The following is a 17,712-nucleotide window of genomic DNA, read 5'->3' on the forward strand; positions in this document are numbered from 1 at the left end:
GACGAAGCCTGATCTGTCTCTGTTATCAAGGATGAATATCCATTCATTGAAGTCTAAATCAAAACACCTTTCCGAATCTTGGTCATGCCGCACCTAAAAGGAAACGGCAAAGCCGGAATTGATCGGTTCGTTTCATTTACCCGTCCGCTAAAAAAAGCGGACGCTTCTTGTACTACTTCTCTGTCTATGTAAATCTTTCAAAGAACAACTTTTAAACGCAAACGCAAAATTTATTGCGAAAGCGAGTGCAAAGGTATAACAAAATATCATACGCTCCAAACTTTTTCGGGAAATAATTTAAAAAAAGTTGAATTTTCCTTTTTCCGGACTATGAAACTCAAAAATATGTATTTTGAACTAGTTGATATACAATATTTGTATCTTTGTGTCACCTAATATCGGGTGATACGAAGGATATCTTAACCATGTTTGTCTGCAAAAAGAAATATCCACCCAGCACAATCGGAGTTATTGTTGTTGAGAAAATTGGTGGCAAGATGAAGAAACTTTCCACAATTGGAGTAGCATATAATGAAAGGAAGGTCGAAAATCTTGTCAATGAAGCAAAAGAGTGGATTTCCAAAGAAGAATCCTGGTCCATCCGCAACTCGATTTGTATGGTGAGGAGCGTGAAGCGTGTGACCGTGAGCGTGAATAAGATCGCCTGACATATCCGACGAGCAAGGCTGCCCCGGTTGAATATCTAAAAACACCGTTTTGACGAAGATGTTGATCTCTCAAAAATATACTGAATAAAACCAGCCTACAATTTGCGCCTTTAAACACCTAACACAAAAATCCAGTCTGCAAAATGAACCAGACAGACATCTCAGTTTGTTCGGCTTTAGGCGTACAAACAAGAGGTCAAACAATACAAAAAGATAATGATACAAATTAGGATTTTGCACGGGGAAATCATTATTTGTAGGTATTGCTTGCTAATTTATAAAGTAATAACTTTGCAGCTGAAAAAAACAACATTAACATTAAAAAAAAACGGAAGAAATGAAAAGGAAAAAATTCATCGTTTTTGCCCTTGTGGCAGCAGTTATTTTAGGCTTTAGTTCATGCAGCAAGGATAACGACGAACCAAAAGACGAGATTTCGGGTGCTTACAAAGGGACGGTGGAACTCAGTGTGGGCGCAATGGCTTCGTACAAGGCTGAAAATCTCACTTATGTGCTAAAAGCAAGTGGCAACAATACCATAGACCTGATGGTGCCACAGGAAACTTACACCAACACTGTAATGGGCGATTTGACACTTGGAAGCTACACCATCAAAGGATTGGAATACGACGCAGCAAAGAAAAGCTACATAAAGGATTATTCAAAAGATGGCCTGGAGGTAACTTTCAAGTGCCAGAAAGATGGCGTAACAACTATCAACAAGCCTTACAAGTTTAAATCGGGCAACATTGTCGTAACCTTAAATGGGAAAGGCGGCGTTGTAGTTCAGAACGACTATAAATTTGAAGGTTCAATGCCATTCCCTATCACCGAGAAATTCATCGGAAAGAAGTAAGCCCGCATGAGAGAAAGAACATTCTATTCTCTTTTAATGTTTGTTGCTGGCTGTGGTCTCCTATTGACCACCACAGCCTGCAACGGCATACTCGACGGCATTTACGACGAGATGCCAGAAGCACCGGCACTACGCGCCCATCAAATGCGAATAGATGCCACAAGTTGGACAGATTGGTACTATATGGACTTCGACTCGCTGGCGATGGCAGAATCGGGAGAAGACGCAGCTGCACTGCATCGTTTGCAAACCACTTTTAAGGCCTATCCGATACCTAAAGAACCAACTAAAAAGACTGACAACCATCGCATCGGTATCTATACCTATTGGTTTGACGTGCTTGGGAAAGGACTCTTGCACAATGAGTGTCGCGCTTTTACAGCTACGGAAAAACAACCCGAACCAAAGTCGTGGAGCATGGCGGTTCACCGCAATAATGTGCGCACAAACGAAGGCGAGGTGCTTGAAACCCAATACACAAGGATGGAAGACTTGCCAGAAAGCAGCGAAGCCTTTGCCGACGCAGCTTTCACCCCCGATGAATGGAGCGAAAATAAGGTATGGGTAGATCGAACGGAAATGCTGAACGAAATCATAAAATGCCAGGGAATAAAGACCAATCCGTTATTATCGTCGTGGCTGCAGATAAGCATTCCGCCCTTCCCACCTGTGTTCACACACAACAATCACATATTCATCCTCAGACTAAAAAACGGCAAATGCGCTGCCGTACAGCTGGAAAACTACATGAACGAAAAAGGTGTAAAATGCCAATTAACCATCAATTACAAATATCCGTATTGACAATGAGGGGAAAAACCATATTATCGTCGCTGCTACTCATGCTATCTGCCATGCCTGCACATTGCGACGACAACATTCCAGCAGACTCCATCTGGCGCAATGTGGACTTGGAACAGGTGGTTGTAACGGGCACACGCACGCCGAAACTTCTTGCCCAAACACCCGTACTCACGCAGGTAATATCGCAAAAGGACATACAAAAAGCTGACGCAACCGACCTCAAGGATTTGCTTCAACAGGTAATGCCGGGTGTGGAGTTCAGCTATGCCATGAACCAACAGGTACATCTCAACCTCTCCGGGTTCGGAGGACAGAATGTTCTCATTCTCGTTGACGGCGAGCGATTGGCAGGCGAAACGATGGACAACGTGGACTTTGCCCGCATAGGAATGGATAACGTAGATCACATAGAAATAGTAAAGGGTGCAGCATCGGCGCTTTACGGATCGAATGCCAACGGAGGAGTGGTAAATATCATTACCAAGAAAGCCACACGGAAGTTTGCCATGAACGTAAACGGACGATGGGGAAAGCATGGTGAACAACGTTACAGATTGGCTTGGCTACAAGGTGGCAGAAAATGGAACAACCATTTTGCGCTGGTGAAAAACAAGACCGACAACTACGATGTACACGGGGGCGACAATCCCGTGACAAGAGTAGTGACAACGATTTATGGCGACAATGTATGGAGCGCCAAAAACAAACTTACTTACAAGCCTTCAGAAAACCTACTGCTAAGCGCACGCGCAGGGTATTTCTTTCGCAGCTTGGTAAGAGAAGCAGATCTTCCAGAACATTACAGGGCTTTCAGTGGTGGACTTTCCAGCGAATGGAATCTCGGAAAAGGCGGACAGCTGACCGCTAATTATGCTTTCGACCAATACGACAAGTCGATTTATCAAACGAAAAACAAGCTCGATATTCGCAACTATTCAAATGTGCAGAACTCCGTCCGACTCTTATACACACTCAACTTGCGAGGGGAAGACGTGCTTTCCGCAGGCGCCGACTACATGCACGATTATATTTTGAACACGCACCTGGAAGGAAAGGAAAGAAAACAAGACGCCTTCGACGCCTTCGTACAATATGATTGGAATATAGACAAGGCTTGGGAATTGGTGGGAGCACTGCGCTACGACTTCTTTTCCGATCACAATATCTCGCAGCTTACACCCAAAATAAACCTGCGCTACACACCGATACGAAACTTCAACATTCGTTTGGGATACGGCATGGGATTCCGTGCACCCACGCTCAAGGAGAAATATTACAACTTCGACATGAGTGGCATTTGGATTGTAGAAGGCAATCAGAACTTGAAGCCCGAGCACAGCCACAACTTCAATCTCTCGGCTGAATACACAAAGGGCCGCTATACGCTCACAACGAGCGGATATTACAACTACGTAACCAACAAGATAGCAACGGGAGCGCCCTACTATGCCGACGCAGCCGACAAACAGCCCCGACTGCCCTACATAAATCTTGCCAACTACAACGTAACGGGCTTCGATGCAACCATACAGGCACGATGGTGTAATGGAATTTCTGTACGACTCTCGTATGCCTATGTAAACGAGCTACTACCCAAGGACAAAGACGGCAACACCATCAACAATCAGTACATTCCGGCACGCAAACACTCGCTGACTGCACATGCGGATTGGGATCATACCTTTACGGGGAACTATGCAATCAATATCGGTCTCGACGGAAGATGTCTGTCGGCGGTGGATAGCAAGGAATATGTCAACTACTACGACATTTCCAAAGGAACTGCCAACATTCACTATCCGGCATACAGCTTATGGAAACTGTCCATGACGCACCGCATTGGCAAGGCCTTCAAGGTGACGACAACAATAGACAATCTCTTGAATTACAAGCCAGAATATTATTATTTGAATTGTCCGCTTACCGATGGCATGAGTCTGATAATAGGACTTTCGGTAGACATTGACAAACTTTTTTAAACAAAAACATTGAAATATAAATGGAACCAACAAGTAAAACTGAAAGGAAAAACCACTGGTGGCGCACGATTGCATCGTTCCTCTTGGTGCTCTTCACTATGCCGTTGGGACATGCGCTCATGCTCATTATGGAGAAATTCATGGATCCCGTAAGCATGCACTATGCTGCTTTTGCAATGGGATTTTTCGGATTGATGATTGTGGTAGGCGGAGTTTTCGTGAAAGGCGATACCCGACAAACACTTTGGGGACTCATTGGCGGACTGCTTTTCTGGACGGGCTGGATAGAGTTTCTCTTTCTTTATTATGCCCGCAGGTACGGCGTTCAGCCCGAAATAGAGAATGGTGTAGTAGTGACAAAGCCTGAATATCTCATACTTCCGGCTACATTCGGAATGTGGATAATGATCATGACGATGTATTTCTTCAGCACCAAGAATGGTTGTTTGTTCATTACATGGTTTCAGAAAAAACTCTTCCGCCATCGCAAGGAACTCATCGTGTCAAGACCAATGACCCGCCACACAGCTATCGTCACGTTTATGGAGTTGGTCATGATTCTGTGGGCATCGTATTTGTTGCTCATGTTCTGTTACGACAAGAACTTCCTTGGCGACCATCACCCCGTAACATTCCTTGTGGGATTAGGTTGTTTCATCGGTGCCATATTCATGTTCAGGCGCCAACTCAAGTTGGCTGCATGGGGAAGCAACATTCGTTTTTCCATTGCTACGGTCATTGTGCTGTGGACACCCGTAGAAATGCTCGGTCGCATCAACTTCTTTCACGAATTTTGGATTGAGCCTTGGAAATACGGTTGGCAAATGGGTGCTATCCTCTTGGGCTTCACTTCGCTCGCTCTCTATCTATGGTATTCTGGCAGAAAGAAAAAGCATTAAGACAAACAGAATAAAATCAGACATATCCTAGCCCCTCAGTGGGGCTTGGCACTTGTATCTGCCCCCACTCCTCACGGATCAGAATTTTCTTTACAAAGCCACAAAATTCAGCCGCTATTTTGAAGCAGGCCTTCCCCTGTTCTCAAACAAGCCTAAATCTCTAAGTTTGCAATTCATATTGTATATTTAGAAATTTAGGGATAATGCTTGTTCTTCTTAATAGAGTTATTTTCTTTTTCCAGTGTGAGAGAGATGCACAGAGTACAAAGAAGGTGGCTTGACCAAAACTTAAAGTAATTTTATGATGGTAGTAACTATTCAACAATAGCAATAGCCATACGTCATTTTTTTTTTACTTAACTATCATTAATCAAAGAGTACCAGCTTATCAATTTATGATGTATGTTCGGAAAGGCTTTCAACCAGCCACTTCTTCAATCTGACACACTGTTCTTGTTGCCCATCTTCCGTCTCGTTCTGCAAGAGAACAGTCGCACAAATTCGCCAACCCACAGAACAGCCGACGTTGATATAATAATGAAGCCCCAGTCTTGCCAAAGCAATGGTGTAACGTTAAACATCTGCCCGCCCAGCTCAACGATGAGAACCTGACCAATCAATATAAACAGCACGATTGTGCCGAATCCCTTACAATCTTTGAAATGAAAAGCGCTCCTTCCCGTAGCGTAGGCCCTTGCATTGAACATATTCCAAAACTGCAACATGACGAAAACAGTAAAGAAGAGGCTCAACTCATAGGGGCTCATGTGCTTATAGAAGCCAACTTTCAGATGGAAAAAGTCGGCCATCTGCGTGATAGTGGCATGCTCAAGGATATAAAGGAATATCAAAAGCGTAACGAAGAAAAATCCGCCAACGGCCAGAATGTTGATTGTCATGGGCCGGGTGATGATAAAAGCCTTCCTGTCGCGCGGCTTGTCGCGCATCACCTTTTCCGTAGGAGGCAGCGAAGCCAACGCCATAGCTGCGAAAGTATCCATGATTAGGTTCACCCATAGCATCTGAGTGACCGTGAGCGGGCTCTGTGTCCCCATGAACGCACCGGCGAGGACGATGAAACAGGCCACGACATTGACCGTTAGCTGGAAGAGGATGAAACGTTGGATGTTCTGATAAAGGCTTCGTCCCCACATCACGGCACGCCCGATGGAATGGAATGAGTTGTCGATAATGGTAATATCGGAAGCCTCTTTGGCAACACTCGTCCCATCGCCCATCGACAATCCCACGTGTGCAGCCTTCAATGCCGGAGCGTCGTTCGTACCGTCGCCAGTGACGGCCACCACTTGGTTCATCGCCTGCAACGTCTCCACAAGCCGTTTCTTGTCCATCGGCCGGGCACGAGCTATGATTTTGAGGTCGAGCACGCGCGCCTGCAGCTCGGCGTCGGTCAGCGAGGCGAACTCCTGACCTGTGATGACGGCCCTTTCGCCGTCGGCATCGGACCAAAGACCCACCTGCCGGCCTATTTCCTTAGCTGTTCCGGGTGTGTCGCCCGTGACTATCTTCACTCCTATTCCAGCGTCGATACATTCCTTCACGGCAGCCGGTACTTCCTTGCGCACAGGATCAGATATGGCCACAATTCCGAGAAAGGTAAACGCCACATCAACGGATGTCTTTCCTTGCATGATTGCCGGAATGATGCCAGCCTTCAGGTCATCGGCCTTTTCGTCGGGAATGACCATACAGGCGAATCCCAGTGTGCGCATGGCCTGATTCTGCCAAGCCAGCAGTTGCTCCATGATTTCCTCCCAAGTGATGTTTCCTGAGATAGAAGTACAGAAATGGCGAATGATGTCCGTCGCACCTTTTATATATAAGATAGTCTTACCTGGCAGTAGTGACGACCTCACCAGAGTGGCCATATACTTCCGCTCGGTCGAGAAGGGCAGTTCGTCGATGATTTCCGCTTCGGAGCGCAATTTCCTGTAGTCTGTTTTCTGATCGCGGAGCCACAACAGAAGAGCTCCCTCTGTGGGATTGCCCAACGCCACGGGCTTCTCAACATCCGAAAGGTCGAGCGATGCAGTGGAGTTCACCGCTATTCCCTCCCTCATGAGCATTTGTCCCGTTGTTCCCTTGTCATCGGAACGCATGGCATACACCCGCATCTGATTTTGTGTGAGCGTTCCGGTCTTGTCGGTACAGATGACCGTTGTAGCCCCCATCGTCTCGCAGGCGTGCATCTTCCTCACCAGATTGTTGGTCTTGAGCATCCGCCTCATTGAGTAGGCGAGGCTCAACGTCACCGCCATGGGCAATCCTTCGGGAACGGCCACCACGATGAGGGTGACGCAAATCATGATGGTGTCGAGCAAATATTGAAGGAAATGAATCCAGTCGAGGGCATATTCTGTAAAGAACATGATAATGCGACCTACCAGAATGAGTCCGGCAAAGCCGTAACTGCCCCACGTGACGAGTCTGCCAAGCCTGTCCAACTGCTCGGTCAGCGGTGTTTTCACACTGTTGTCAATCTGTGCGGCCACAAAGACCTTGCCGTTTTCTGTCGCATCCCCCACCTTCTCCACTCTGAAAAGGCCATGCCCTTCCATGACCTTCGTTCCACGCATGACATGGTTGGTCGGGAACGTCGCCTCACTGTCGAAATCGTCGGCAGACGAACTCTTGTGGCATACTGGCTCACCAGTCAGCGTCGATTCGTCAACGTTCAGCGAAACAGCCTCAAGCAGCTCACCGTCGGCGGGAACATCGGCCCCTGTATCGAGCAGAACAAGGTCGCCAACCACAATTTCACGCTTGGCTACTTTCGTGGTGTTGCCATTTCTGATGACCTCGACAGCCTCATCGTCGTTGACCTGATTCAAGATGGAAAATGCACGGTTGGCCTTCTCCTCGAAGAAGAATGCCAAACCAGTTGCAAGGAGTATGGCAATGAAAATGCCCACAGGCTCGAAGAACACCTGCGTTCCCTCGTGCAGCCCGAAATATTCGTAAAAGGAAATACCTATCGACAAGACTCCGGCCACCAAGAGAATCACTATCAGTGGGTCGCAGAACTTGACCACGAAGCGCTTCCAAACTGGTGTCTGCGCAGGTGGTGTCAAAACATTTTCCCCAAACTTTAATCTGCTCTGAAGGACCTCTTGTTCGCTTAGCCCCTCATAATGATGTTTGCGTTCCATAAAAAATGAATCTCCTGCAAAGATAATAATTATCTCGCTAACTCTGCATTTTATTCTTGACAAAAGCAATTTTTAAGGTCAGATGGTCGTTCATGACTCCTAGGACGAATGGTTTAACGATGGATTAGCCCTGTAATGGAAACAGGAAATCGCAATCAAATTTAACCGATGGAGAGGTCATTCTTTTTAATTTTACCGACATCTGATTATCAACAACATACAGACACATTACAAAAGGTCACCTTTCGCACGACAATAGTTCACCTTTTGCCGTGCGAAACCTAAGCTTTCGGAACGTGATAGCTAACACGCCACACAGAAATGAATCAGGCTGACCGTTTCATTCTCACTGCCAACTGGAACAGGGCCGGCACAAGAATACATAGTGAGAACAATAGGCTTGCCATCATCACTCGGTCATTGCTATGGAAAAGGTCGATGAGCTGGCCATCAGACATTTGTGGCATTAAATTAAATATCAGATAGGCAACGGTGTTATTGACCCAGTGGAAAACTATTCCTGGCACCACGCTGCTCGTGCGTGCGTACATCCATCCTAAAACTATACCCGCAACAAAGGCATGCAGCCCTTGCGCCATGTTGAAATGGATAGCTCCAAAAATCAATGCTGAGAGCGCAATAGCCAGCCAAGTCCATTTCTTGCCAAAAAGACCAAGGAGGCTGCGAAGGATGGCACCACGAAAGACGAATTCTTCAGCAACGGGAACCAAGACTCCAATCACCAGATAGCCCCAAGACTCTTTCATCACACCTTCAAAAAGCTGGCGCGAGCCTTCAGGCATGGTCAGCTGCATCTTCTCATAGATGAACTCAAGGGGCAATATAGAGCCGAGCGACAGCATCGCCGCCCAAAACATCACCCCAAAAGGCTTCGAGCGGAGATAGTCGGGGGTGACAACTGTCCACCGCAGCCTGGCAAACAGCACTATGGTTGTCAAACTGCTGAATACGTTGCCCACCACCAAGACCGAACTATACCGCCCTGTTTTCATTCCAGCAAAAACCCGATTCACATTGATATGCTCCAAATAGGAAAAGGCATAAACGGCTATCAACTGAAAAACATTCAGCAACAACATGAAAACTGCCAAATACAATACAACATAGAGAATTGGTTTCAAAATGCTCTGTTTATCCATTCTATCATATTTTATTTGTCAACAGACTCTAAAAAAGCCTCTATCACCCGTTTATCATCGGCCAACTGCCGTGAAAGAGCTTCCATACTATTAAATTTACGCTCGCCACGGATGCGCTTGAAGAAAGTCACCGACAGGCGTTTGCCATACAAATTGCCGTCGAAATCGAACAAATGCACCTCCATCGACATCTTCTTGCCGTTGAAAGTGGGCCTAATGCCAATATTAATCATCCCACCGAGGGGAGTTTCATTATCCTCCAGCCGCACTCTCACCGCATAGACACCCGATTCAGGCAGCAATTTGCCAGTTCCGGAAACATCTATATTTGCCGTTGGGAAACCCATCTTGCGCCCATTCTGAAGGCCTGGCACGACCACCCCCTGTATCTGATAGGGGTAGCCGAGACAGGCATTGGCCATCGGCAGATTGCCCGACTCGACAAACCTGCGCACGACCGACGAGCTCACATTGACCTCATCAATAGCAAGGGCCGTATCCGCCACGACCTCGATGCCCAATTCTGCACCATAGCGCACGTAGTCGTCGAAAGTCTCGGCACGGTTGTGCCCGAATCTGTTGTCGTAGCCCATGACGAGTTTGCGCACGTTCAGCTGCCTAAGCAGAACACTGGCCATGAAATCCCTCGCCGAGAGCCGGGCCAACTGTTCGTCGAAATGCAACACAACGACATTGTCCAATGCTGTTTGCCGAAGATGCGCCAGCTTCTCATCGAGCGTCGAGAGCATTTGGGGCTGATAGTCAGCATGCAGCACCTGACGGGGATGCCGGTCGAAGGTTATGACAGTAGCCTCCAGACCCGAAGAACGGGCCATTTTCACCACATGGTCGATGAGAAACCGATGCCCCCGATGCACACCGTCGAAAAAGCCAATGGTGGCCACAGATGGGGAAATCGTCAATTTGTCAATACTATCCAGATATATTATTCTCATTCGTTTTTTCTAATCAAACAACTACAAAGGCAATTGCAGCCAGTCATCGGGACTCTCATTTAAAAAGGCCTGAATCCCCAACGCACCGGCACTCGCACAGTTTTCTGCCGAGTCATCGATGAAAAGCGTCGTAGCCGCATCAATACCAGCCCGTTCCAGTACTGTTTTGAATATCGCTTCCGAAGGCTTTAGCTGATGCAACTCGTAAGAAAGGAACACCTCGTCGAAATAGTCGGCAACAACATGCCCAGCAAAAGGAAAGAAATCATCAGCGCATTTCTGCCAGTGCATATCGTTTGTGTTCGACAGCAGATAGACGTTATACCGCTTCCGCAATTTCAACAGACGGATGATTTTCTGCGTCGGAATGCCTGTCAAAAGCTCGTTCCAAGCCCAGAGAATCGCTTTGTTCGACAAGTCCAAACCCGACATTTCACGGATTCTATCGCAGAAAATAGCCGGAGTGATATTGCCCACCTCGGTATCGAAAAACAAACTCTCCGATTGATGCCTCCGTATGACATCTGCGATTTTATCTCCGCCAATCTTCATGAAAGCGTCAATGCAGCGTTGCCCATCCAAACCAACGAGCACACCACCCAAATCGAAGATGATATTCTTAATGTCTTTCTGCATTCTAATTTCTTTTCTGCTTTTTCACTCTGTTGCCCGTTAGTTCTGAAGCCACCAATCCTCATACCAGTCAGCCCAAATCGAAACGTCAGAGATTGCAAGTCGGCTTCTAACAGATTGTTATTCATCACCACAAAGATAGTGATTCTGCCATCTTAACAGTGCGAATCTTCACTTTTCTTCGCTGCAATTATCTTGCAAAGATACGCCAAATCGCCCGTAATGCCTATCATGGCGTACTCAAAATGTGTTAAAACGCCAAAAATATCGCCCCCCACTTCACATTTTTCAGTTTTATTGATTATCTTTGCAGCCGAATTCCCAGAATTCCCGGACTTGTAGCTCAGTTGGTTAGAGCAACAGACTCATAATCTGGAGGTCCCTGGTTCAAGCCCAGGCTGGTCCACAAAGAGGTTTCAAGAGGACGTCAAGCAACACGTTATTTTAGCCTTCAAAACAAGGATAATCGCTGTAAAATCAAGGTTTTACAGCGATTTTTTTGTTTTTTATCCCTATCCGCTTGACTGCCAAACCATACCTTTTGATAGTCATCACTCGGTCATTTTCTGCTACAGAAACTGCTACACAAAAGCAGGCTCTCAAAAAAATGTAGCAGTGAATGGAAAATGACTACCTAATTGACGGCATACAAATATCTCGTTTTCAACAATTTATGTTGAACTTTGTAGCCAAGAAAGCTACACTAAAAAATGATGCGTTATGAAAACTACTTTCAAGGTGTCCTACTACCTACGTTCCAACTACGAGAACAAAGAAGGAAAATCGCCTGTAATGCTCCGAATGTATCTCGGAGGCGAAATGGCTAATCTTGGATCCACTAAAATTTTCGTGGATAAATCTAAATGGAGCAACAAAACCAGCAGAATGATCGGTAGAACGGCTGAAGCTCTCTCCGTCAATGCATCAATAGATGCACTGACAACAACTTTGATGCAGATCTATAGGAAATATGAAACCTCTGAAAGCTTGTCCTTAGATCTTATCAGGTCAGTGTTTCTTGGAACAGATAAGGAATTTACAACTTTTCTCCCTGTCTTTGATAAATATATTGACTCCATCACGCAACAAGTTGGCAAGACGCTGACAAAGGGAACGTTTTATAAGTACAAGGTGGTGAGGCAGAACTTTCAAAGCTTCCTACAGGCAAAATATCACCGCAGGGACATTGGGTTGTCAGAACTAACAAGTGCTGTTGTCCAAGACTTTGAATTGTATCTGACCTCAGTTGTAGGCGGGGCACATAATACTACCACCAAGAAATTGAGAAACTTGAAGACGGTCGTGAACTATGCGAGGAACAGAGGACTTATTATGCATGATCCGTTTGCAAACCACAAACTACACTACGAGTTGGTAGATCGTGGTTATCTCACAGAAGAAGAGGTTCTCCGTATTATGAAGAAACACTTTGACATAGAAAGACTGGAGTTAGTAAAGAATATTTTTATTTTTTCCTGCTTCACAGGATTAGCCTACATTGACGTATATAATCTTACCTACGATAAGATTGTTACTGTCGAAGACAGACAGTGGCTTATCACAAAGAGGTATAAGACAAGCGTAGATGAAAATGTCATGCTGCTGGATATTCCCCTTGCCATCATAAGAAAGTATTATGACATTAACAGAAAAGGCGGAAAGGTATTTCCAATGATGAGCAATCAACGTATCAATTCATATTTGAAAGAAATTGCCGACCTTTGTGGAATCAAGAAGAATCTCACCTTCCACATGGCAAGACATACTTTCGCCACTATGTCTATTACCAAAGGGGTTCCAATGGAGTCTGTGTCTAAGATGCTCGGACATACGAACATCAGAATAACACAGATTTATGCCCGCATAACCAATAAGAAAGTGGAGCATGACATGGAACAGCTTGCTGACAAACTCGGCAAGTTCAATAAGGCGATGGGCATCTGATAATATAATAAAACGTATAACCCTAAAATAAAAGATTTATGGAAACCAAGAAAGAACTATCTTACTTCCGTCTGAAGTTGGAGAACTATTTGAGTGAGCATTTTCCAGAACTGCTGGGTGACAAACCATTCATAACGGCAAGAGCCGATGAAGCACTTTCCACCTACTGCGATGCAGTGGCACAAGGCTTCTCGCATCCCGAAGCGGAGAGTATGGCAAACGAAGTGTTGCATCAAGGACTGCATTTTTCAAAGTATGATACACTTGTGTCTGTCTTGGAGAATGAGTTCGAGAAAGAACTGCCCTCTCCACTCCCCGAAAGACTAACACCAATGCTTCTGAAGAATAAGGCTGTGCAAAGCGTTTTCGACAAGTATGAACTGACAGACGACTTTGGCGCAACTCCAGAGTATGAGAAACTCTACACCGAACTGACAGGGACTATCGTTCTGCTCATAGAGGTCAATGGTCTGCCAACCGTAGGCGGTGAGAACATGACTTGATGTAGCACCATCTGGAGCTTTTGTAGTGTCAAGAGCCAAGATAAACGCTCCACTCCACACGCCAAGAGTTTTACAAACACTTGTCTTTGTGTAGTCTGCGCATCTTGTAACTGCTCTTGAAACTATAAAAAACTCCTATATGAATACAATCATCATGAATCAAGACGTTCTTAAAAGTGCGATTTCTCGCCGAGACAATAGAAGCGAGCTTCCATTGTCCTCACGGCTTAACGAAATCGTTCACACACCTGCCTTCATCAAGGCAGACGCATCGAACAAAACCGATAAGAACAAGCAGCAGCCGACTTCTCCCAAGCAAGTCCGCCGCTTCGGTTGGACACGCTTCATCGAACTCGCAATCCTGCTTTCTATCGTTATCGGTGCCATTTGGCTGACCTCAAAGATAGTAACGCCACAAGTCGTAACTGTCGTGTCAGCCATTGCAGGCTTTCTGATACTACGCTTTATAGTCAGGGTAATTCTGAAAGTGGCATTTACGCTGCTGAGCATTCTCTTCTGGCTGGCGATTCTCTGTGCCATCCTGCTCTGCGTGCTTTGAGAAGCACAGCTCTGTAAAACCTTCGTTTTATTTCATCAGGTGGTTATCTCGCATTTTGAGATAGCCACCTTTTCTATATTCCACTACGAGCGTTGCACTTTTGCTTCTTTTCCAATGCTCCACGATATGCGGTGACAAGGAGAAGCGGATGCTGTTCCCTTTTTATCCGCAAAGGTAATACGGGGCTTGTGGCTTTCAAAAGGTCTGTGCCGCTTGGTTTGTCTGGAAAATCTCCACACCTACGGGTAGTATTTTCCGAAAAAGCCTTGTGTCAGCCTCGCCCCGCTACCTTGTTTTTGCTTGAAAAAGGAATCAGCATACTCCGATCTTTGAACGCATAAAAAAAGTTCTCTTATGATTAAGCGGAAAGTAAACAACAGATATTCGATGGCAGAAAAAGGATACTGCACCTCCTCTCATTACCGCATAAGTTCTAAGTTTGAACAAAGTGAGCAGGCGTTGGCTACAAGTTCGTCCATCGGGACGTACTCCCATTGAAAAGCCTTTGTGACAGCTCTGTATATCTCCTGAGAGCAAAGCTTTATCGTGAAGAGCAAATGAGCAGTGAGGATAAGGATTGGCTCTGTAAAGCGGTGAATAACAATATCCACTTCCCCTCTGAAGTACCTCTACAAAGATGGCGATTTGACTTCATCGATGTATTGAAGAAGTGCTTCGCCAATCAACACGGACAGTGGACATAGTACTATGCTTCATACCGTACCAGCCTACGCATCTACCTCTATGGACCTATCAACCAAATCGTAGAAATACCCAAGTACTAACAGCTCTAATACCGATATGACAATAACAGGTGCAGAACAATTTACCCGAACGATAGCAGAATACCTTAATAGACGTGCGATGATAGAACCTTTGTTTGTGTCCAATCTACAGAAGCCCCATAAGAAGAAACCTAATACTAAGGCGTATCAAGCGGATCTGCTGGCAACACGCAGTGAAGTTCCTAAAAGCAACCGTAACCTTGATCGTAAATTAGGTAGGTAAACGATGGAAGATGTAAGACTTATCCCGTGAGACCTCGGCTGTTCTAAAGGATAGTAACAACGAATACCGAGGAGTCAGCAGAGGTCGAAGTAGCCATTCTCGAGTAGAACAGGGTGAAGGACCGAATAATTTGTATCGTTAATCATGAATGTATGTTCCGAAGTTTAGTGCTGACGAGTGGTAATGGTTAAAACGTTAATGCGAGCACCCTCATAGAGCTAAGCACGTAGTCTATCGGAGGCGAAAATTAAGAAATATGGGAGGCAAAACTAATCGAACATGGTTAGACAAGCTTTGAAAACGAACTATACCACCGTATGCCAAACGGCACGTATGATTGAAAGAGAGTGAAGAAAACGAAAGCAGGTCAGAAGACTTTCGTTTTCTTACCTATTCTATTAGCTTTGTTGCATAATCAACTGGGGCGCAAGTTTGAAATTGTACGACAACGATTCAATAAGGTTTTGATAATGGATTTTACGAAGACATCGGTAACGATATCGTCTTTCATGAAACCAGTTAATGATACTCCAAAGGTGCGTTCAATATTCCATCTAGTACCACTGATTAAGCCGTTCTAAGTCTTTTGATTCTGTGTAAGGGGCTTACTTCGTATAGCCTTGTTCATGATACCATCTTCTAGTTTGAGATCCTTCAAAGCTGTGCGATTATTTTGGAAGGTATAACCCTTGTCGGTTAATATCATTGTTTCTTCTGGAGATCCTGCCTTTTCAACTGGAGGAATGATTTGAGTCTTGTCGAAAGTGTTTGCCGAAGTGGTGATGGTCTCTAGCACGAGTCCTCGGGGTTGACGCATTATAAATGAAAAGCTGATTTTGGTTTTGAGAAGACTATGAAGAGCCTAAAAAGAGAACCGTATAGTTCCAAAAACTCATTGATTTCCTCTCAAAAAAGTTGTCTATGTCGTACCTTTTTCGTATCTTTGCAATAGAACCGATAGATGGCTATGGCATATGTACGATTAAAATATAATCGGGAGACGCTTCGGGATTATGCACAATTGCTAACTAGAAGTGAGATTACTAAGCTTGCTAATGAAGGGGACTACTCTACGTTGAATCACTTCATACACGCTTACGATTCTCGTGTTTTTTCTTCGGGGAAGAATTATGGCGACTACTATTATTACATCTACGATGTCTTGCGTACGCACTATGGCAACGAATATGTCGTCAAAAATGAGTTCATCAACTATGGCTTATATCAATTGAACCTATGTTCGGACTGTCAAAAGGTCTACATTTACAGTGAACTTAGAATAGGAGATGTTATAGCTGACTTAGCCCTTTTCAATGGCCACTCTGTAGGCATAGAGATTAAAACTGAACTAGATTCTCCTAATCGACTAGACTCTCAATTAGACCGATACTTAAGAGTGTTTAATTCTGTATATGTGATGGTTCCACAGAGTTGCCTTTCTATCTATCAGCCCTTCACCTCTAAGTATCCTATAGGACTTATTTCGTATAGCTCTCAAGAGAGAACCTTCACGATAGAGAAAAATTCGATTCAACGCTCAGAACTAGATCCAAAACAGGTGATGGAAGTCCTGCACACTGCAGAGTACAAGGAAATCGTACACCGCTATTATGGGATATACTCTATAGAAGGTAGGACAGATTTCAACCAGTTCGCTTTATATGGTAAAAAGCTCTCTCAGATCCCTGCAAACGAACTGAATAAGTTATTTATTGAGGTGCTGAAAGAGAGGGGAATACCAATTTCTTTCTTCAAGAGGAAGCGACAAGAGCTTAATCAAGCTCTTCTAGCTCTTCGCAGTAATGATGACTTCAGAAAAAAGTTGTACAATCAATTGCTCAAACCAATTAATCTTAAATAGATAGCTATGTATTATCCACTACTTAGAGGTCGCCAATTTGAATTGCTTGCACTTAGGGGATTATCAGACGATGCTCGTTATCGTCAATTTGTAATTCCTATTATAGAGCCTGTGAGATTAGATTTAAAATCCCTGCAACTAGCTAATGATAAGTTTGCCGAATGCGACTGTCATTCCTATCTGATTGTAAATCCTAGCGTCGGAGAAATAGCGGATGATGATTCACCACAGCTTATATCTGATTTTCTACACAACCCAGCAGAGAAGGGCTTGGCTTTTAGACCCGCTTTTCTTTGTGACGAATGGCTACTTGAAAACAAGGGACAATTAAAGAGCTTTAACAACGCATTGTTAGTATGTATGAACGTGAATTCAACAAGCAAGTGCAAATTTACTTAATTTGTTCGTAAAAGCACTCGTATGGTGTTTTAAATCCTAATTTCTTTCTTGGTCTCATGTTAATTTTCCTTGAACACTTTGTGATTTGTTGATGGCTGACATGTTCAAAAGTTTCTGATTTTGGCACGTATTGCCTAATCAGTCCGTTTGCATTTTCTATGCCGCCCTTCTGCCATGAAGAGTATGGATCGGCAAAATAGATGTTGACACCAAGGCTTTTTCCTATCATTTCATGGCAAGCGAATTCAGTACCGTTGTCTGTTGTAATAGACTTGACATGCCCTTTGAATGGAGATAGCAGATGTATTACAGT

The 17,712-nt window shown here is 44.8% G+C and carries 15 protein-coding genes, 1 tRNA gene and 2 pseudogenes; 12 read left to right on the plus strand and 6 right to left on the minus strand.

The genetic code is table 11. The annotated features are described in order from the left end of the window. Nucleotides 1-425: 425 nt before the first annotated feature. The 5 genes and pseudogenes from H515_RS0109120 to H515_RS0109140 all read left to right on the plus strand — a co-directional run. A pseudogene (locus H515_RS0109120) lies at nucleotides 426-749 on the plus strand (IS1634 family transposase); the annotation flags it as partial. 256 nt (nucleotides 750-1,005) lie between these two features. Continuing rightward, complete coding sequence (locus H515_RS13295) at nucleotides 1,006-1,524, plus strand: calycin-like domain-containing protein (protein ID WP_025877850.1); 519 nt, start codon at nucleotides 1,006-1,008, stop codon at nucleotides 1,522-1,524. Nucleotides 1,525-1,530: 6 nt separating this feature from the next. Further along, a complete protein-coding gene (locus H515_RS0109130; RefSeq protein WP_036891688.1) occupies nucleotides 1,531-2,328 on the plus strand; it encodes an HmuY family protein in 798 nt (265 codons plus the stop codon). A gap of 2 nt (nucleotides 2,329-2,330) precedes the next feature. Then, a complete protein-coding gene (locus tag H515_RS0109135; protein ID WP_025877848.1) occupies nucleotides 2,331-4,307 on the plus strand; it encodes a TonB-dependent receptor plug domain-containing protein in 1,977 nt (658 codons plus the stop codon). Nucleotides 4,308-4,327: 20 nt separating this feature from the next. Beyond that, nucleotides 4,328-5,206, plus strand: a complete 879-nt coding sequence (locus tag H515_RS0109140; protein ID WP_025877847.1) for a hypothetical protein — start codon at nucleotides 4,328-4,330, stop codon at nucleotides 5,204-5,206. Nucleotides 5,207-5,640: 434 nt separating this feature from the next. On the opposite strand, the gene H515_RS0109145 is transcribed toward H515_RS0109140, so the two are convergent. The 4 genes from H515_RS0109145 to H515_RS0109160 form a co-directional block, all read right to left on the minus strand. Next, nucleotides 5,641-8,376, minus strand: coding sequence for a calcium-translocating P-type ATPase, PMCA-type (locus tag H515_RS0109145; RefSeq protein ID WP_028901868.1), 2,736 nt, complete (start codon nucleotides 8,374-8,376; stop codon nucleotides 5,641-5,643). A gap of 326 nt (nucleotides 8,377-8,702) precedes the next feature. Then, nucleotides 8,703-9,536, minus strand: coding sequence for a CPBP family intramembrane glutamic endopeptidase (locus H515_RS0109150; protein WP_025877845.1), 834 nt, complete (start codon nucleotides 9,534-9,536; stop codon nucleotides 8,703-8,705). A gap of 11 nt (nucleotides 9,537-9,547) precedes the next feature. Further along, nucleotides 9,548-10,492, minus strand: coding sequence for a bifunctional riboflavin kinase/FAD synthetase (locus H515_RS0109155; protein WP_025877843.1), 945 nt, complete (start codon nucleotides 10,490-10,492; stop codon nucleotides 9,548-9,550). A gap of 21 nt (nucleotides 10,493-10,513) precedes the next feature. Next, on the minus strand, nucleotides 10,514-11,128 hold the full coding sequence (locus tag H515_RS0109160; RefSeq protein ID WP_025877842.1) for an HAD family hydrolase: 615 nt from the start codon (nucleotides 11,126-11,128) through the stop codon (nucleotides 10,514-10,516). Between the two features lie 329 nt (nucleotides 11,129-11,457). Between H515_RS0109160 and H515_RS0109165 the strand changes: the two genes are divergently transcribed. The 5 genes and pseudogenes from H515_RS0109165 to H515_RS14115 all read left to right on the plus strand — a co-directional run bounded on the left by H515_RS0109165 (nucleotide 11,458) and on the right by H515_RS14115 (nucleotide 14,916). Beyond that, nucleotides 11,458-11,531: transfer RNA gene (locus H515_RS0109165), tRNA-Ile, on the plus strand. Nucleotides 11,532-11,845: 314 nt separating this feature from the next. Next, nucleotides 11,846-13,069: a site-specific integrase gene (locus tag H515_RS0109170; RefSeq protein ID WP_025877841.1), complete on the plus strand. Its 1,224-nt coding sequence runs from the start codon at nucleotides 11,846-11,848 to the stop codon at nucleotides 13,067-13,069. A 38-nt stretch (nucleotides 13,070-13,107) separates the two neighbouring features. Continuing rightward, the gene (locus H515_RS0109175; RefSeq protein WP_028901869.1) at nucleotides 13,108-13,572 is read left to right on the plus strand and encodes a DUF1896 domain-containing protein; all 465 of its coding nucleotides are present in this window, start codon (nucleotides 13,108-13,110) and stop codon (nucleotides 13,570-13,572) included. A 139-nt stretch (nucleotides 13,573-13,711) separates the two neighbouring features. Then, complete coding sequence (locus H515_RS0109180; RefSeq protein ID WP_081410147.1) at nucleotides 13,712-14,131, plus strand: hypothetical protein; 420 nt, start codon at nucleotides 13,712-13,714, stop codon at nucleotides 14,129-14,131. A gap of 354 nt (nucleotides 14,132-14,485) precedes the next feature. Beyond that, nucleotides 14,486-14,916, plus strand: a pseudogene (locus tag H515_RS14115) (hypothetical protein). A gap of 800 nt (nucleotides 14,917-15,716) precedes the next feature. On the opposite strand, the gene H515_RS13795 reads toward H515_RS14115, so the two are convergent. Next, nucleotides 15,717-15,956 (minus strand): DDE transposase, encoded by a 240-nt coding sequence (locus tag H515_RS13795; protein ID WP_025878138.1) that lies wholly within the window; start codon nucleotides 15,954-15,956, stop codon nucleotides 15,717-15,719. Nucleotides 15,957-16,106: 150 nt separating this feature from the next. On the opposite strand from H515_RS13795, the gene H515_RS0109195 reads away from it, so the two are divergent. Together H515_RS0109195 and H515_RS0109200 are read left to right on the plus strand one after the other, a co-directional pair. Further along, nucleotides 16,107-17,000 (plus strand): sce7726 family protein, encoded by an 894-nt coding sequence (locus tag H515_RS0109195; RefSeq protein WP_161625405.1) that lies wholly within the window; start codon nucleotides 16,107-16,109, stop codon nucleotides 16,998-17,000. A 6-nt stretch (nucleotides 17,001-17,006) separates the two neighbouring features. Further along, entirely contained in the window at nucleotides 17,007-17,399 is a 393-nt protein-coding gene (locus H515_RS0109200) for a sce7725 family protein (protein WP_028901872.1), read from the plus strand. Here H515_RS0109200 and H515_RS0109205 read toward each other — a convergent pair. Further along, a partial coding sequence (locus tag H515_RS0109205; protein ID WP_154653674.1) for an IS30 family transposase occupies nucleotides 17,392-17,712 on the minus strand: 321 nt, incomplete at its 5' end. The genes H515_RS0109200 and H515_RS0109205 overlap by 8 nt on opposite strands.

Origin of the sequence: Prevotella corporis DSM 18810 = JCM 8529 (assembly GCF_000430525.1) — a bacterium.
Taxonomy (GTDB): domain Bacteria; phylum Bacteroidota; class Bacteroidia; order Bacteroidales; family Bacteroidaceae; genus Prevotella; species Prevotella corporis.

Bases quoted from the DNA above. Each gene is read 5' to 3' on its own strand.
- H515_RS13295 (WP_025877850.1), top strand. From the start codon at position 1,006: ATGAAAAGGAAAAAATTCATCGTTTTTGCCCTTGTGGCAGCAGTTATT.
- H515_RS0109130 (WP_036891688.1), top strand. From the start codon at position 1,531: ATGAGAGAAAGAACATTCTATTCTCTTTTAATGTTTGTTGCTGGCTGT.
- H515_RS0109135 (WP_025877848.1), top strand. From the start codon at position 2,331: ATGAGGGGAAAAACCATATTATCGTCGCTGCTACTCATGCTATCTGCC.
- H515_RS0109140 (WP_025877847.1), top strand. From the start codon at position 4,328: ATGGAACCAACAAGTAAAACTGAAAGGAAAAACCACTGGTGGCGCACG.
- H515_RS0109145 (WP_028901868.1), bottom strand. From the start codon at position 8,376: ATGGAACGCAAACATCATTATGAGGGGCTAAGCGAACAAGAGGTCCTT.
- H515_RS0109150 (WP_025877845.1), bottom strand. From the start codon at position 9,536: ATGGATAAACAGAGCATTTTGAAACCAATTCTCTATGTTGTATTGTAT.
- H515_RS0109155 (WP_025877843.1), bottom strand. From the start codon at position 10,492: ATGAGAATAATATATCTGGATAGTATTGACAAATTGACGATTTCCCCA.
- H515_RS0109160 (WP_025877842.1), bottom strand. From the start codon at position 11,128: ATGCAGAAAGACATTAAGAATATCATCTTCGATTTGGGTGGTGTGCTC.
- H515_RS0109170 (WP_025877841.1), top strand. From the start codon at position 11,846: ATGAAAACTACTTTCAAGGTGTCCTACTACCTACGTTCCAACTACGAG.
- H515_RS0109175 (WP_028901869.1), top strand. From the start codon at position 13,108: ATGGAAACCAAGAAAGAACTATCTTACTTCCGTCTGAAGTTGGAGAAC.
- H515_RS0109180 (WP_081410147.1), top strand. From the start codon at position 13,712: ATGAATACAATCATCATGAATCAAGACGTTCTTAAAAGTGCGATTTCT.
- H515_RS13795 (WP_025878138.1), bottom strand. From the start codon at position 15,956: ATGCGTCAACCCCGAGGACTCGTGCTAGAGACCATCACCACTTCGGCA.
- H515_RS0109195 (WP_161625405.1), top strand. From the start codon at position 16,107: ATGGCATATGTACGATTAAAATATAATCGGGAGACGCTTCGGGATTAT.
- H515_RS0109200 (WP_028901872.1), top strand. From the start codon at position 17,007: ATGTATTATCCACTACTTAGAGGTCGCCAATTTGAATTGCTTGCACTT.